This is a genomic window from Novosphingobium sp. KACC 22771, assembly GCF_028736195.1.
GTDB lineage: Bacteria > Pseudomonadota > Alphaproteobacteria > Sphingomonadales > Sphingomonadaceae > Novosphingobium.
In genome coordinates this window covers 1,169,951-1,185,987 of sequence record NZ_CP117881.1, presented here as the reverse complement: position 1 = coordinate 1,185,987, position 16,037 = coordinate 1,169,951, and the positions used below count along the sequence as shown (strand labels likewise).

Below are 16,037 nucleotides of genomic sequence, written 5' to 3'. Positions count from 1 at the left end.
CCTGTCAGGATAAAAGGTTTTGAAGGGGAGAGGACGTAAGGATGTCAGGCTCAGGCTGGATCGGCCGGTGTATCGGGTTTGCTTGTTCCATGTCGGCAAGGGCCAGAAGATAGGCCAGTAACGATTCCGCACCGCGGTTCTCATTGGCGCGATCGGGATGCAGACCATCGCGACAACTGCCGTCGAGTGGGTCGATCAACGACAAGCCCAGATCATTGGCGCCGGTGAACCAGGCAAAGGCCTTGTGCGCCTCTGCCAGCCAAGACCGAGAGGCATCAACCGACATCGCGGCAAGGCAGGCCGCCACGGTGGCGCAGGCTTCGATGGGCTGTTGATCAAACGGCATAGGCGCAGCGCGCGACACCAACAGGAACCCATGGGAACCCACGGGCCGGAAATAGCCCGCAGGCGCCGTTTGCAGCTCGATCAACCAACGCAGAGCCCCCAGCCCGGCCTGCGTCCAGTCATCCCTGCCAATCGCCTTGCCGGTGATGATCAGCGCCTCGCACAGGCGGGCATTGTCATAGGTGAGCCGGTCTTCAAACCACACCCACTCGGCCGTTTCGCAAGCCAGCAACCGCTGATGCAACCGCTCACCAAGGTCGAGCCGGATGTGCATGGCAGCATGATCGCGCGGATGGGCCAGGCAATAGTCGGCCAGCCCCAACAAGGTGAAAGCCCATGCGCGCGGCGAGGTGAAGCCGGCGACGGCAAGCAAAGCCGACGCGAACAGCGCGCTGGCCCATGGTGCCATCACACCACCTTCGCGGTATCGCGCGCATCGTCCCAAGGCCCACAGCGTGCGACCATGGCTGTCTTCAGACCCCGTCTCTTCGAGCCAGCGCCGGTCGTAGCCCAGAAAATTGCGAAAACGGCCGTTGTCCGGGTTCCAGCCATGTTGCAGGAAAGCGGCAAAGCGCGGCCGCAGCTTCTCAATCAAAGGGCGTGACGCCGCAGTCGCGCCTAGGGTGCAACACAGCAGCAACGCTCTTGCATTATCATCGATGCAATAGCCATGGTGCCGGTCGGGCACCGCGAAAACGGCATGTTGGAACAGCCCGGTATCGTCACACATCACCGCCAGATGGCTCAGGTCCACAGGAGGCAGGGTGAGCGCGACGGGCCGCCGGACAGTCTGGAAGGCTTCGCCATAACGCGAGGCGGTGTTGGCCCATGTCATCGCCCGGCTGGCGACATAGGCCTTGCGTCCCATGGCAAGCCGCGCCTCGTCATCGGTCAACAGGTCGGCCACCGCAAGCCCCAGACGATCGGGATCTGCGAAAGGCACAAGCAGGCCCGATCCATCCTCCAGCAGTTCAGCCGCATGCCAGTAGGGCGTGGAAACCACCGGGCGGCCCAACCCATGCGAATAGGCCAGCGTGCCCGATGTCATCTGCGATTCCACCAGATAGGGGGTGACGTAGACATCGCACATCGCGATATGATCGAGCAGTTCAGGCCTTTCGACAAAGCGGTCGATAAAGACCACATGTCCGTCAAGACCGAGCGTCGTTACCTTCGCGCGCAGGCTTTCCCGATAGGCCTCTCCGTCCGCGCGCAACAGAGCGGGATGAGTCGCTCCCATCACCACGTAAAGCGCATCAGGCACCATTGCCAGCACCACCAGCATCGCTTCGATCATCGTCTCAATGCCCTTGTTCGGGCTGATCAGCCCAAAGGTCAGGATGATGCGGTGATGAGCAAAGCCCAGTTTTTCCTTGGCATATTGCGGAAGAACCAGCGGCACTTCCGGGATGCCATGGGGGATCACCAGAATCTTGGCAGGATCGGCCCCATATTGGTCAATCAGGATCCGCCGCCCCTTGCGCGCCATCACCACCACCCGCGCCGATGCCGCGATGATGGCTTCGATCACGCGGCGCTGGCCAACATTGGGCTGGTCCAGCACGGTATGCAGCGTGGTGACCAGAGGCGCATCGACCGCCGCGATCAGATCGAGAATGTATTCCCCCGCCTCGCCTCCATAGATGCCGAATTCATGCTGGAGGCAGACAACGTCGAAATCCTGCGCATTGATGAAATCAGCCGCCGCTAGGTAGCCGCCACGGTCATCCTGCGCGACCGACCATCGCACTTGCGGGGGAAAAGCATATTGCCCACCCGGATCGCACATGGCGATGATCGCGGTCTGCGCCACCTCGGGCAAATGGCGCATCGCCAGTTCCAAGTCGCAGGTGAAGGTGGCAATACCGCAGCGCCGTGGCAGCGCGTTGCCGACAAAGGCAATGCGCAAGCCATCGGTCACGGACTTGTCCTAGAGCTTGCCTTTCAGCTTGCGCGTGGTGGCCAGAACGGGTGATGTGTCGATGCCAACGGGCACCGGCGTCGGCTTGCCCTTTACGGCCTTGGGTTTGCGAATTTCACGATTGCTGCGTTTTTGCGATTTTGCCATGGTATATGCTCCTTATGCAGTTTTTTTGGGGGCGATTGACGTTGCCGATGACCAATAGGCAATTGCGTGCAAGACGGGGCGACACCGACATGCGGTAAGCAGGCAAGCCTGCCTTAAGCGATGGAATGCATCACTATGGCGGCAAAATATAATGTGACCGCGTTGCTGCGCCGAATTCACATCAATCTTTTTCGGTATCCCTGATCCGCGCCGCACCGGCCGACCGCCGCAGTGCGTTAACAGCAGCCAAACAATCATCATGGCGCGAATAGGCGCCACCCGACGCGTTTACATGGCCGTCAGCTGTGCACAGGCGCCAACGCCATTGCTCTGCGACTTGGCCAGTGTCTGCCGGTGACGGGAGCACCGAATAGATCTCGAAATAGGATTCTGCACGATCATTGGAGACCCACAGCGGAATAGAGCGCCATGGCGATATTCCCCGCAAATCCTGCCCACTCTCGGCGTCGATCTCGTGCCCCGCATTTTCGGCATGGCGCGCCGGCCGGGTGAAAGAGCCATGAAGAGCGCGGCCCCCCAGGCGACAGGAAATATCGGAAACAATGTGATCGAGATAGGTGGACATGTCCGTCCTCTCGGCTGGCAAGCGGGAGCACATATGTCTCTCTGTCACAGGGAGCTTGCAGCGAGGATTCTCGTGATGCTTACGCAATAGCATGACTTCATTTTTCCGACTAACGATATTTTCAAAACATACTGAGCAAGTTTTGTGGTTTTAGAAAATTCTGAATTATCAATCAGACGAAAATAAATCTGAGACCTTACATTTCTCAAAAAATTATCTATATAAAAAATATCGCGGAAATCGTCTGGTAGGCAACCTCGACTGAGAGACAGAGTGCTCCCGCTTACGTGAATGGAGCCGAAACATGGATCTCAATCAACTTTATCAACGCCATCAAATTTTGCTGATGCGCGCCAGTTCCGCATCCAGCAATAATGCGTGCCGGAACCACAAAAGCGAGGCCGCAGGCATTGCGCGCCGCATCGAGGCTTTTCAGAACGCGCTCGGCGCCTTGGCGGCCCAATCCTGGCGGCCGGAGATGGCCCGATGAGCCGCGCGATGAACATTGGCCTGCCCGAAGCGGATGTGGCCGCCATGTGCCAGAAAGCAGGGGTTCGGATCAGCGACATCGAAACCCTGCCATCGGGAGGGACGCATCTGGTCTGTGTGACCAGTGAGGGCGCCGAGGATATGCGCGGCAAGCTGAAAGGGCATTTGATTGAAGGCCGCGTGAAGCGCTTTGCCTTTTATCACCTCCGTCATTCCTGATGGCGGTTGGCGCGGGCCTTGGTCTCGGCGGAGCTGGCACCGTCGAGCCGCTGTGTAAAGGCACCATCGTCAGTGGCAGGCGGCCAAGTGCGATTTTGGGAATTTCCTTAAATTTCTTGATTGAAAAGCACAAGCGATTAAAATTGACTTTCGAAATTATCGTCCTATAGGAACAACCGCTAACGTCGTTTGCGACAGAATTTGACTCCGATACATTCGGATTTTCTTCCTTTCACATACCACCAGCTCCATCTGCAATTTTGCGGATGGGTTCTCTTGTTTTCGTGAAAAGGAAACATTTATGACTATCGGCACCGTCAAGTTCTTCAATACAGACAAAGGTTATGGTTTCATCGCGCCCGAAAATGGCGGCAATGATAGCTTCGTGCATATCAGCGCTGTTCAGCAGGCCGGCATGGCCACGCTGAACAAGGACCAGCGTTTGAGCTATGAAGTCGAAACGGATCGTCGCGGCAAGCAGTCCGCGATCAATCTCGCTTTCGCCTGATCCAGACAGCCCCCGGTGTCGATCACGATGCCAGGGATTGTCCGTCGCGGCACGGAACTTTCCTGCGCCGCGAAGGCCCGCGCCCGGCCTGCTTGATCCGCAAAGCGAGATCGCAGGCCGGGCGCGGGAAACGCCATAACGGGCTGCCGACACGGTGGGTTGATCGCAAATCCATCAAAGCGCACCGATCAGTTCGCCTGACCAGCGCCCTATCGCCGGTCGGAAAGGATCATCGTGGCTACCACAAGCAACCATTACAGAGCATGTGCCGAAAAGAGCCTGCGTGACGCGGAAGTCAGCAGCCTTGCCAATGTGCGAGAACGGCATCTGCATTCGGCAAAAGCATGGCAAGCCATGGCCGAACGAGCCGCCCGGGTCGAGCAGGCCCGCCAGCAGCAGCAGGACATGACCTCCCTCGCCCCTGTTCAAAAAACGCAGGATGACCAAGGAACGAATTCCTAAGGCATCATCCGGTCCGGGGCCTGCCCCATGCTGACCCCGGGATCCTATCGGGTGGCGGGATTTGGCGCTTCACGTTTTCGAAAAAGGACATTCCCCATGCGAATCCGCGCTGGCTACAACATAGGTTTCACATGCGAAGCGCCGGTTCCAATGCTGGCCAAGCTGAGCGTTCATGCTTCCCGAAACAAGGATCTGCGCACCGCACAGCGCATTTTCACGACGCCTGAAGTGCCGCTCTATGATTATGTCGATGGCTTCGGCAATATTTGCACGCGACTGACCATGCCAACTGGCGGCATCACCATTTCCTGCGGCTTTGTCATCGAGGATCGCTTCGAACCTGATGAGGTGGACCTTGGCGCACGGCAGACATCACTCGCCGAATTACCCGACGATGTGCTGCATTTTCTGCTCGCCAGTCGTTATTGCGAAACAGACAAGCTGACAGACATTGCATGGGGCTTGTTTGGCCATCTGCCCATGGGCTGGGGTCTGGTGCAGGCTATTGTCGATTATGTCCACGATGCAATCCGCTTTGACTATATGGCTGCCCGCCCGACCAAGACCGCATGGGAGGTGTTCCACGAAAGAACGGGTGTGTGTCGGGACTATGCCCATCTTGCGATTGCCCTGTGCCGCTGCATGAACATTCCAGCGCGTTATTGCACCGGATATCTGGGTGACATGGATCTGCCGGCAGTGATCGGCGATATGGACTTTTCCGCGTGGTTCGAGGTGTGGCTGGGCGGGCGCTGGTTCGTCTTTGATGCAAGGCACAATTTCCCCCGCAGCGGTCGCATCCTGATGGCGCGGGGGCGAGATGCCGCCGACGCTGCCCTCACCACGACCTTTGGGGCGGTGACGCTCTCCCGGTTTGACATTTACACTGATCAGGACTGTCTGACGCAAGATTGATACAACCACCTTGATCCGCAGTATCTGGGAAGGGCGTAAATTCTCTTCGGCCACTGAGATGAACGGGCCGACAATCCTCGTAAAGTCCTAAAAGTCAGGCCAATTGTGAAGAACACGTGGTCGGCTTGCCGAACAATGCTACAACGCTGATCTTGCCCTTGATCGCCGCGAGAACGAGCGCACTGAGGCGGCTGGGATCAGCACCAGATCGGCTGACTCATCCACCCTGCAGGCAGCACTGTCAGCATGATGTCCAGTGTTAACTTCGATGAAAGTGTTGCCTGCTCCTTGTCCGACACGAAATCCCTGGGCCAGCACCCATCCTTGAAGTCCAATTATTCACGCCGTGGCGAGCTTGCCGAAATCCGTATCGCAAAATGAGTACCAAGCCGGCCTTGAAAGCCTACTGCAAGAGCGCATCGCCGCAGGCCTTGCTGGTGAGGTGAGTTCCAAAAGTCTTGCCGCTCTTGTGGAAGAGGAAATACTTCCCCCATTTCTGATGATGAACGCCTGAAGCAGCCCAAGGCGGATCACTCCCCCACCGGGCTTTGCCCATATTTGCGGAGGACATCATCGAAAGCCTCGGCCATCAGCTCTTGAAGGCTGAGGCCATGCTTGCGAGCGCAGATGTGCATGGCCAGTGACATTTCCGGCGAAAAGTAGGCAGCGATGGCCTTGAGCCCGACACGACTGCTCGATCGAGGCGGGGTACTGACAGACACTGTTGCAGCGGCTGCCTCTTCATTGCTGGGCGCGGCAGGCTGGGGTTGCAGTTTGGGGCTTACCTTGGGTTTGTCGGCCAAGTTGGCAAAGCGGCTCATGCATTCACACTCCCTCATGTTCGGTTGTCGGCATTGTAACCTGTGCGATGGTCCACATGTGAAGCGCAGCAATTTCTGCGGCTGCCTTGCCCTCAGGCTCGAACTCGACGACCGATGCGCCCGCTGCGCTGGCATGACGATAGACAGCACGGTCGGGCAGGATATTCGGGCAAGCCCCGATCCCGAAGCCCTGCACCAGTTCATCCGCCTCCTCATACATACGCGGCGCGTGAGGCGGGCCAGCGGTGAAGACGACGAACGCAGGTTTGTCGAACAGGCGTACCAGACTGACCGTGGTCTTGATCGCCGCGAGATCGAAGGCGCTGGGGCGGCAGGGTATCAGTACCAGATCGGCCACCTCAACCGCCCTGCTGGCCGCACTGTCGGCATGGGGTGGCGTGTCAATCACGATGAAGGTCGCCCCCTGCGCCTTGGCCGCATCAACCTTGGCGTGAATACGCGGCGGGGCGCTGTCGATCACCTCCGGCGCCTTGTCCGCGCGCCATGCGCCCCATTGGCTGGCGGTGGCCTGCGGATCCGTGTCGATGATGAGCGCGACGGCACCCGTCGCTTCGGCAGCGGCGGCTAGATTGACCGACAGGGTGGTTTTGCCCGATCCGCCCTTCTGGCTGACGATGGCTATAATGGTCATGATGATTTCCTTGCCCATTTACATGTGGACGTGTGGGCTTGAGAGAGAATGGACCTTTGGACGCGTGAGATGCTGGACAGGTTCAACCATCCGGTGCGACGCGCCGCTCCATGCTGGCCATCAGCCTCGCGGTGAGATGCGCCAAAGGCCCAGCCTGCGGCTCGATCGCCAGCTCAAGCAATGGAGCTTCTGACGGCACTTGCTGAGCATTCCGCTTCGTTGCCTGGAAAAGCCCCGCAAGGTTCACCCCTGCCGAGCCTGATTTCCGCATCATACCCGCCAGACAGCGCGCAGGTGATCCCACCCGATAGCGATGGCCCAGCGGCAATTCGGCATTCCTGTCGATCAGCAACACGCTGAGCGCTGCCCGTTCCCGCCCGAACTGCTGACAAGCCCGGCCCCAAGTACTTTGGGCGATGCCAAGTCGCCCACAACTGCGCCACGACGCCTCGACGAGATTGGGCCAGGTCGGCCCGCCCAGCCCCTCGACGACCCCGCGATAGCTCTCGGTGGCGACGACCAGCGCGGTCGCTGGCCTGATGCGCTCAAGCGGATCGCTGGGCCGCGTGGTACGCCTTCGTGATGAGTTTTTGTCTTGTATATTGGGTGCGCAGTTTTCTTCCGGCGCGTCGGAAGTTTTCAGTGCACGGGGCTCCGGTTCGGGTGCGGATTCGATGGCGGCGAGCATGGCGGACAGGGCCTCGCGGATGGCAATCAGGCGGTCGATGCTGGTGATCCGCGCCGTGCGGCCATCAGGCAGGATGGTCTCGGCCCGCTCGCGCAGATCCTCGTCGCCTGCCTCACGGATGCGCTGGCCCAACTGGCGGATCTCGGCGCGGCATTGCTGGATGGCGCGGGCCTGCAATTCCAATGCCTCGGCCTTGGCCTGCATCTCGGCAAAGCGCTCGACCAGCGGGGCCAGATTGATTCCCGCCGCCCAGACCACGATCCCGTCCTGCCTGTCGCCAGCCCGCTCACCGTTGATACCGGCGTTGCGGACAATGAAGCCAGCCTGCTCCAACTCGCGCTCGGCTGAATTGATCGAGCGAGGCGTCAGGCCCAGTTGCTCGGCAAATCGGCGCGCCTGCGTCCAGACCGCGCAGATGCGGCCTGACAGGTAATCCCCGTCCATGGTCTTGAGGACGTAGTGCCGCACCAGCGCCACGGCGGTGGAGGACAGGCCAAAGCCCGGTCGTGCCACCTGCTCGAACAGACGCAGCAGATCGAAGCGCCCCACGCCCGCTGGTAGCCCCCTATGGGCAAGGGTGGTGCTCATGGTGCCCCTCCTCACCAATGATGCTTGTCACGCAGTCTTGAGAGCGATAAGATTTCGCTATAGCCGCACAGCTATTCCAACAACCGCTGCGAAGGGTTGCCGCCCTTCCAGCGGTTTTTCGTTTGTCAGGCGGGGCCCCCTTGCCGGGGTCATGTTTGGACAAGACGCGAGGCGCGATTTGTGCTAAACAATGCCCACGGAAGGCTTTTGCGTACGCAGGCAGAGCGTACATCAGAAGCTCTCGTACAAAGCTCGTACACGGCAATTTTGGAGGCTTGATTTTATCGCGTAATTTCAAATCACTTACGCGAAATCGCCAATCCCCTTCACACGGGTGGGGTCACAGGTTCAATCCCTGTCGCGCCCACCATAAAATCCTCGACAGATCAGGATTTTATGGTTGGATTGAGAGAAATCTCTCCGACATCTCCATTTAGAATTTGGCCAACGCCCATTGCGCGGGATCATCGGGAAAAGCGGACGGATTTCGCCTCCCCGCGCTGCCCTCAAATGGCTTGCCTTTAGCTGCATCAAAAACATTCTTCCATGCGGCCCTGATGGTATCGGCACATTACGCCATCGAAAGTCTCTGACATCCGTTGGTTAAGGTACTGACTGAATGCGTGTTAAGCGCTTCGATAGATTGCCGATTTTGTTGAGCGACGGAAGCGGTGGCCGGGTACGATGGCATGGGTGCAAACCGATCTGCGGCAGGCCTTATCGGCCATGGAATGACTTCGAATTCATAGACCTTTTCCATGCAGCCCTGAGCGTTCGCCCCACACTCAGGGCTGACCAAATTTTTCAGTGATTATCGAAGATTTTGTCCTACAGAACCATCAATTGGCCCGATTGCTCAGAAAGCGCTTTGACAAGTGCGCGGAAGCCCTTATTTTGCATCCGAATGCAATTGGGAGAAAAACCATGATTTACCTCAAGCGCGGCTTGGCTGCGGAAGCGAAGGCGCAGGGCGACCGCAAGGTGCGCGAGATTGTGGAGGCGGCGCTGGCCGATATTGAGCAGCGCGGGGATGCAGCGCTGCGCGAGATGAGCATCCGGTTCGACGGCTGGGACCGCGAGGATTATCGCCTTTCCCAGTCCGAGATTGACGCGGCGGTCGACAGCCTCTCGCCCCAGGAGCGCAAGGACATCGAATTTGCCCAGACGCAGGTGCGCAACTTTGCCCGGATCCAGCGCGAGAGCATGAAGGACGTCGAGGTCGAGACCATGCCCGGCGTGGTGCTGGGCCACAGGAATCTGCCGATCCAGAATGCCGGTTGCTATGTGCCGGGCGGCAAATATCCGCTGCTGGCATCGGCGCATATGTCGGTCATCACGGCCAAGGTGGCGGGCGTGCCGCGCGTCATCACCTGCGCGCCGCCGTTTCAGGGCAAGCCTGCGCGCGCGATTGTGGCGGCGCAGGCGATGGCCGGGGCCGATGCGATCTATGCGCTGGGAGGCATTCAGGCGATCGGCGCGATGGCGATCGGCACGCAGACCATTGATCCGGTCGATATTCTGGTCGGCCCGGGCAATGCCTTTGTGGCCGAGGCCAAGCGGCAATTGTTTGGCCGGGTGGGCATCGACCTGTTTGCCGGCCCCACCGAAACGCTGATCATCGCCGACGAGGTGGGCTGCGACCCGGAAATGGCCGCGACCGACATTCTGGGTCAGGTCGAGCATGGGCCCGACAGCCCGGGCGTGCTGCTGACCAACAGCGAGGCTTTTGCCCGCGCGACGATGAAGGAAATCGAGCGCCTGCTGGAAATCCTGCCCACCGCCGACCATGCCCGCAAGGCGTGGGAGACGTTTGGCGAGGTGATCGTGGCGGAAAGCTATGAGGAGATGGTCAAAATCGCCGACGATATCGCCAGCGAGCATGTGCAGGTGATGACCGCCGACCCCGATTATTTCTTGAACGCCATGACCAATTACGGCGCGCTGTTTTTGGGCTCGCGCACCAATGTGTCCTTTGGCGACAAGGTGATCGGCACCAACCACACGCTGCCCACCAGAAAGGCGGCGCGTTATACCGGCGGGCTGTGGGTCGGCAAGTTCCTGAAAACCTGCACTTATCAGCGCGTCACGACGGATGAGGCCTCGGCGCTGGTGGGCGAATATTGCAGCCGCCTGTGCGCGCTCGAAGGCTTTGCCGGGCATGGCGAGCAGGCCAACATCCGCGTGCGCCGCTATGGCCACCGCGATGTGCCCTATGCCGGGCAGGCCGCGCCCAGCGACCTGACGGTGGCCTGAGCCATGGGCCTGCCGCAGACGCCGGCCTTTGGGCTGGAGGGCAGGCGCGCGCTGGTGACGGGGGCGGGGCGGGGCATCGGCCTTGCCGCCGCCGCCGCGCTGGCGCAGGCGGGCGCCGCGGTGACGCTGGTGGCGCGCTCGGCCGGAGAGATCGAGGCGGGCGCCGCCGCGATCCGCGCCGAGGGCGGGCGGGCCGAGGCGGCGGTGCTGGATGTGGGCGATCTGGGCGCGGTGGAGGCATTTTTTGCCGCGCGTCCGGCGTTTCATGTGCTGGTCAACAATGCGGGCACCAACCGGCCCAAGCCTGTGTGGGAGGTGAGCGAGGAGGATTATGACGCGGTCCTCGACCTCAATGTGAAAAGCGCCTTCTTTGTTGCCCAGCATGGCGCCAAGGCGATGATGCGCGAGGGGGTGAAGGGCAGCCTGATCCACATGGGTTCGCAGATGGGCCATGTCGGCGGCCCGCGCCGCAGCCTTTACTGCGCGTCCAAATGGGCGATCGAGGGCATGAACAAGGCCTTTGCGCTCGACCTTGCCCCCCACGGCATCCGGTCCAACACCATCGCCCCCACTTTCATCGAAACGCCCATGACGCGCCCCTTCTTCGAGGACCAGAGCTTCCTCGATAGCGTGCTGGCCAAGATCAAGCTGGGCCGTCTGGGCCAGGTCGAGGACCTGATGGGCGCCATCACCTTCCTCGCCTCCGACGCCGCCGCCCTCATCACAGGAACAAGCCTCATCGTCGATGGCGGTTGGACCGCGGATTAAAGGATAAGACCATGGATAAACGCGCCAACTTTCGCGAAAGGCTGCTGGGCGGCGAGCGCCTGATCGGCACCTATATCAAGACCCCCTCCCCCATCGTGACCGAGGTTCTGGGGCTGACGGATCTGGATTGTCTGTGCCTTGACGCCGAACATGCGCCGTTTGACCGCATCACGATTGATGGCTGCGTTGCCATGGCCCGGGCTGCCGCCATGCCCGCTCTGGTGCGGGTGCCCCATGCGGCGCCCGAGCATATTTTGAACGCGCTCGATTGCGGCGCAACGGGCGTGATCGCGCCCCATATCTGCACGGTGGAGCAGGCCGAGGCCTTTGCCCGCGCCTGTCGCTATGGCGAGGGCGGGCGCGGCTATGCCGGTTCGTCGCGTGCGGCAGGCTATACCACCCGCGCCATGGCCGACAATCTGGCCCGCGCCGCCACGCAGACCACGGTGATCGCCCAGATCGAGGATCCGGTGGCGGTGGACAATGTGGATGGCATCGCCGCCGTTGACGGGATCGACGCGCTCTTTGTCGGGCGGGTTGATCTGACCGTGGCTTATGACGCGTCATCACAGGATGATCCTTGCGTTGTGGCGGCTGTCGAAAAAATTTGCGCGGCCGGATTGCGCCATAATCGCCGCGTGGGCATGTTTCTGGCGCGGCCCGGCGACGTTCCGTTCTGGGCGGAGAGAGGGGCCAGCCTGTTCCTTTTAGGATCCGATCACGGGTTTATGCTGGATGGCGCCGCGCGTTTGGTGGCGCAATGCCGGTGAAACAAGCCAAAGGCCGGGCATGATGGGCAGCGTTCAAGAGCGTATGTCGGCATGCCTCGCGCGGATCCATGCGCAGGATCATCGCTGGCGCGCGATGCTCGCACTTAATCCGCAGGCCGAGGCGCAGGCGCTGGAAAGCGGCCTGAAAGCCTCGATCGAAGGCAAACCGCTGCACGGCTTCATCCTGGCGGTAAAAGACAATATTGATGTGGCGGGCATGGCCACGACATCGGGCTGCAAGGCTTTGGCGGGCGCCATGCCCCGGCAGGATGCCGCGGTGTTGCGCAAGCTGCGCGAGGCTGGGGTGCTGATCATCGGCAAAACCAATCTGTCCGAATTCTCCTTCGAAATCCGTTCGCGCAGTTCGCTCGGCGGGGATGTCCTCTGCCCCTTTGCCCCTCATGCGACCGCCGGGGGATCGAGCGGAGGATCGGCGGTGGCCGTCGCCTGCGGCTATGCCGATGGCGCGCTGGGCACCGACACCGGCGGATCCATACGCGTGCCGGCCTCCTGCAATGGGCTGGTGGGGTTTCGCCCCGCCCATGGAGCCCTTTCGATGGAAGGCATTGCCCCGCTTGCGCCCAGCACCGACACCGTTGGCCCGATCACGCGCAATGTGGATGACGCATTGCGGCTTTATCGGGCCATGGGCGGCAAAGTCGTGCTGCCGCCATCTGTGGCCGGGCTGCGCATCGGGCTTTTGCGTCAGGCCTATGGTGAAGATCAGTCCATTGTTGCAGCGGTCGAGGCGGCCGCGTCACGCCTCTGGGACCACGGTGTCGAACTGATCGACCCTGTACGGGTCGAGGGGCTGGAGGCACTGATCGAAGGGCCCCATATCGTTGATGTCGAGTTTGCCTCGGCCTTCAACGCCTATCTTGCGCATAATTTCCAGCCGGGCACTGCTCCCGCCTCCTTGGCGGATATTCTGGAAAGTGGGCAATATCTGGCGGATTATAGCGCCGTGCTGAAAGCCAGACTGGGCGCCAATCCTGATGCGGCGGGCCGCGTGCTCGAACGGCATGATCAGCTTGCCGCTTTGCTGAAGGACACGATGGGCCATTATGGTCTGGATGGGCTGCTCTATCCCACCATGCGCGTCATTCCCCAGGATTTGGCGAATCCCAAGGGCGGATGGGCGCCGGAACTGGCCGCGCGCACCGGATGGCCCGCGATCACGGTGCCGGTGGCCCCGCATGGTGCCGTGCGGCCGATCGGAGCGGAATTGCTGGCGCCCACCGGGCAGGAAGGGCTGATTTTCGCGCTGGCGCGGCTGATGGGCAATACCTGAGGCAACGCCTGAGTTCGTCCGCTTGGCTCGCTAAAAGGGCGGCCCCACCAACCGGTCGGGCCGCCCTGTTTGGTTATCACAGCATTTGCGGGACCGTGGGCCGCGCTTTTCCGCCGCCCACGGTCCCTGCCCTCATTCAGAATTTGGTGCCGACCCGCAGGCCATAGGTGCGCGGAGCGCCATAAGACACCTGAATACGCTGACGCCGCCCGATCACGCCGCTCAGCAGCACCGCCTCATTGGTCAGATTGTCGCCATAGATTTCCACGAAAGTCTTGCCCTTCGCATCGGTCCAACGCAGCGAGGCGTCGAACTTGTCATAGGCCTTCTGATAATCGAGCACCGTGTTGCGGTCGGTCGTGTAATAGCTGCTGGAATGCAGCCAGGTCGCCATCGGCGCCAGCGTACCTGCCTGCCCCATGTCATAGTCATAGGAGACCGCCACGGTGGACTTGAAGCTGGGCGACTGCGGGATTTTCTTGCCCGCCAGATTGAGCGAGACGGGATCGGTGCCATCGGACAGGCCGTAGAAATTGTTGCCCGAAACGTAATAGGTGTATTTGGCGTCCATCACGGCCACCGTGGTGTCGATATGCAAGCCCGCCACCGGGTTGAGCCGCAGCGCCACTTCGCCGCCATAGCTGCGCGCCTTGCCCGCAGCGCCGAAATAGGACACCAGCGGCGTATAGACGTTGATCTGCAGGTTCGAGAAATCGTTGTAGAACACCGAGGCCTCGAACTGGCCCTTGCCGCCAAGGATCTTGGCCTTCACACCCGCTTCATAGGCCGAGACCTTTTGCGGCGCATAAGAGGCAGGGATCTGGCTGCTGCCGCCCGTATCGTTCACCCCGCCCGAGGCAAAACCGGTGGAGGCCGTGGCATAGACCATCACCGCACGGCTGGGCGTGTATTGCAGACCCGCGCGCCAGGTCCAGCTGTTGAAACTGGGCGCGCCACGCGTCACCACATAGGGGGTGATGAAATTATAGGTGCCGGGCGCCGCGTCGGCATAGTCAGAGAAGACGAAAGACTTCTTTTCATGCGAATAGCGCAGACCCGCAATCACCTTCAGCTTGTCGGGCACAAGGGCATAGGTGCCTTGGCCGTAGAGCGCGGTGGCGGTGGTGAAAATGTCGGAATCCGCCTTGAAACCGGTGGTGGTGGCGCCGGGCGCGGTGATCTTCTGCTGATAGGTTTCGAAGATCGAGTCCTTCAGATAATAGGCACCAACGAGCCATTCGAGAGGCCCGCGGCCGTTCGAAGCAAGCTGCAGTTCTTGCGAGAAAGCGGCTGACTTGGTGTTGGGCTCCTGAATGCCCGAACCATAGCCATAGGCTTCAAACACCTTGCTCGACTGATCATTGTCGGCGCTGCGATGCGCGCGGAAATGGGTGTAGCCGGTGATCGACTTGGCCGTGGCAAAGCCCAGATCATAGGCGATCTGGCCCGACACATAATCCTGCGCGATATGTTCAAACGGCTGGTAATCCCAGTCGTTGGTCCAGGCACCGCCCGTGACCGCAAGGCCCACATCGCGCCCGGCGACATTGGGGCTGCCATTGGGCACCGAAGGATTGACGGCGACGCCCGAGCCGTTGATCGACTGATAACCGGTGGCCGTGTTGATCAACGTGCCGGCGGTCTTGTAACCATAGGAACCGGCGCCGGCATCATCGCGGCGCCAACTGCCCGCGTGCAGCGTGACTTCCAGCTTGCTGTTGGGCTTCCACTTGAGCGACACGCGCTGGGCATTTTCGTTCAGGTCATTGAGCACAACGCCCGGCGTGGTCGAGCGGACATAGCCGTCGTGACGCTGGAACACGCCCGAGACGCGCATTTGCAGCGTGTCGGACAGCGGCACGTTGATATAGCCGTCGATGCGGGCGGAATTGAAATTGCCCTTGTCGATGTTGATCCCGGCGCCCAGATCCTTTTCAGGCTGCGCAGAGATGATGCTGACATTGCCGCCGAAGGTGTTGCGGCCGTAAAGCGTGCCCTGCGGCCCGCGCAGCACTTCAACCCGGGCTACGTCGAACAGCGGCACCGACTGCTGCTGGGTGCGGCTTTGATAGATGCCGTCCACGTAAAAGCCGATGACCGGGTCGGTCTGGGCCGAAACCAGGCTGGTGCGCACGCCGCGAATGGCGGGAAAGGAATCCGACCCCTGCGAACCCCATGTGAAGCCGGGCGTGGCAAATTCGACGCGGGAAATGTTGTTGGCGTGCAAGCGTGCCAATGCCTCGCCCGAGAGAGCCGTCACGGCGATGGGCACATCGCGCAGATTTTCCGAGCGACGCTGCGCTGTCACCACAATCTCGCCCAGACCACCCTTGGCGGGCGAAGCCTCATCACCTTGTTCAGCGGCGAGCAGCGGCGTGGAGCAGGATACAAGTGCAATAATCGAAGCGCCGCGAAGCATGTGGCGAGTGAACATCGAATTCCCCCTTGAGTTTTATCTGATGGGGTCAACCTATCGGCAGCCTGGCGACCTGTCCATAATTTTTTGCATTCGAAGTCACAAATTCACCAATGGGCAGCACTGATTCATATCATTGATTTTTAGTGATTTTTCAAAATAGCATTCGGACTTCGCATTTTTGCGTACAAAATGGCC

The 16,037-nt window shown here is 60.5% G+C and carries 16 protein-coding genes; 9 read left to right on the top strand and 7 right to left on the bottom strand.

Annotation, left to right across the window (positions count from 1 at the left end):
- Positions 1 to 4 precede the first annotated feature (4 nt).
- From PQ467_RS05325 to PQ467_RS05315, 3 genes are all read right to left on the bottom strand, one after another.
- Positions 5 to 2,266 carry a glycosyltransferase family 4 protein gene (locus PQ467_RS05325; RefSeq protein WP_274175506.1) on the bottom strand — a complete coding sequence of 754 codons (2,262 nt, stop codon included), beginning with the start codon at positions 2,264 to 2,266 and terminating at the stop codon, positions 5 to 7.
- A 9-nt stretch (positions 2,267 to 2,275) separates the two neighbouring features.
- Entirely contained in the window at positions 2,276 to 2,413 is a 138-nt protein-coding gene (locus PQ467_RS05320; RefSeq protein ID WP_274175505.1) for a hypothetical protein, read from the bottom strand.
- 181 nt (positions 2,414 to 2,594) lie between these two features.
- Positions 2,595 to 2,999 carry a YegP family protein gene (locus PQ467_RS05315; protein WP_274175504.1) on the bottom strand — a complete coding sequence of 135 codons (405 nt, stop codon included), beginning with the start codon at positions 2,997 to 2,999 and terminating at the stop codon, positions 2,595 to 2,597.
- Positions 3,000 to 3,303: 304 nt separating this feature from the next.
- On the opposite strand from PQ467_RS05315, the gene PQ467_RS05310 reads away from it, so the two are divergent.
- The 5 genes from PQ467_RS05310 to PQ467_RS05290 all read left to right on the top strand — a co-directional run bounded on the left by PQ467_RS05310 (position 3,304) and on the right by PQ467_RS05290 (position 5,592).
- Positions 3,304 to 3,489 carry a hypothetical protein gene (locus PQ467_RS05310; RefSeq protein ID WP_274175503.1) on the top strand — a complete coding sequence of 62 codons (186 nt, stop codon included), beginning with the start codon at positions 3,304 to 3,306 and terminating at the stop codon, positions 3,487 to 3,489.
- Positions 3,486 to 3,707, top strand: a complete 222-nt coding sequence (locus tag PQ467_RS05305) for a hypothetical protein (protein WP_274175502.1) — start codon at positions 3,486 to 3,488, stop codon at positions 3,705 to 3,707. The genes PQ467_RS05310 and PQ467_RS05305 overlap by 4 nt, the downstream gene beginning before the upstream one ends.
- Before the next feature lie 301 nt (positions 3,708 to 4,008).
- The gene (locus tag PQ467_RS05300) at positions 4,009 to 4,215 is read left to right on the top strand and encodes a cold-shock protein (protein ID WP_274174594.1); all 207 of its coding nucleotides are present in this window, start codon (positions 4,009 to 4,011) and stop codon (positions 4,213 to 4,215) included.
- Between the two features lie 234 nt (positions 4,216 to 4,449).
- A complete protein-coding gene (locus tag PQ467_RS05295; RefSeq protein ID WP_274175501.1) occupies positions 4,450 to 4,677 on the top strand; it encodes a hypothetical protein in 228 nt (75 codons plus the stop codon).
- Positions 4,678 to 4,773: 96 nt separating this feature from the next.
- Positions 4,774 to 5,592, top strand: coding sequence for a transglutaminase-like domain-containing protein (locus PQ467_RS05290; protein WP_274174595.1), 819 nt, complete (start codon positions 4,774 to 4,776; stop codon positions 5,590 to 5,592).
- A gap of 530 nt (positions 5,593 to 6,122) precedes the next feature.
- Here PQ467_RS05290 and PQ467_RS05285 read toward each other — a convergent pair.
- The 3 genes from PQ467_RS05285 to PQ467_RS05275 form a co-directional block, all read right to left on the bottom strand.
- Positions 6,123 to 6,413, bottom strand: coding sequence for a ribbon-helix-helix domain-containing protein (locus tag PQ467_RS05285; RefSeq protein WP_274175500.1), 291 nt, complete (start codon positions 6,411 to 6,413; stop codon positions 6,123 to 6,125).
- A 4-nt stretch (positions 6,414 to 6,417) separates the two neighbouring features.
- Positions 6,418 to 7,065, bottom strand: a complete 648-nt coding sequence (gene parA / locus PQ467_RS05280; protein ID WP_274175499.1) for a ParA family partition ATPase — start codon at positions 7,063 to 7,065, stop codon at positions 6,418 to 6,420.
- 82 nt (positions 7,066 to 7,147) lie between these two features.
- Entirely contained in the window at positions 7,148 to 8,341 is a 1,194-nt protein-coding gene (locus PQ467_RS05275; RefSeq protein ID WP_274175498.1) for a helix-turn-helix domain-containing protein, read from the bottom strand.
- A gap of 924 nt (positions 8,342 to 9,265) precedes the next feature.
- On the opposite strand from PQ467_RS05275, the gene hisD reads away from it, so the two are divergent.
- The 4 genes from hisD to PQ467_RS05255 are packed head-to-tail and all read left to right on the top strand — an operon-like array spanning position 9,266 to position 13,423.
- Positions 9,266 to 10,594 carry a histidinol dehydrogenase gene (hisD, locus tag PQ467_RS05270; protein WP_274175497.1) on the top strand — a complete coding sequence of 443 codons (1,329 nt, stop codon included), beginning with the start codon at positions 9,266 to 9,268 and terminating at the stop codon, positions 10,592 to 10,594.
- Between the two features lie 3 nt (positions 10,595 to 10,597).
- Complete coding sequence (locus tag PQ467_RS05265; RefSeq protein WP_274174612.1) at positions 10,598 to 11,362, top strand: SDR family NAD(P)-dependent oxidoreductase; 765 nt, start codon at positions 10,598 to 10,600, stop codon at positions 11,360 to 11,362.
- Positions 11,363 to 11,373: 11 nt separating this feature from the next.
- Complete coding sequence (locus tag PQ467_RS05260; protein ID WP_274175496.1) at positions 11,374 to 12,132, top strand: HpcH/HpaI aldolase family protein; 759 nt, start codon at positions 11,374 to 11,376, stop codon at positions 12,130 to 12,132.
- A gap of 22 nt (positions 12,133 to 12,154) precedes the next feature.
- On the top strand, positions 12,155 to 13,423 hold the full coding sequence (locus PQ467_RS05255; protein ID WP_274175495.1) for an amidase: 1,269 nt from the start codon (positions 12,155 to 12,157) through the stop codon (positions 13,421 to 13,423).
- Positions 13,424 to 13,559: 136 nt separating this feature from the next.
- On the opposite strand, the gene PQ467_RS05250 is transcribed toward PQ467_RS05255, so the two are convergent.
- Positions 13,560 to 15,857 (bottom strand): TonB-dependent receptor, encoded by a 2,298-nt coding sequence (locus tag PQ467_RS05250; RefSeq protein ID WP_274175494.1) that lies wholly within the window; start codon positions 15,855 to 15,857, stop codon positions 13,560 to 13,562.
- Positions 15,858 to 16,037: the final 180 nt, after the last annotated feature.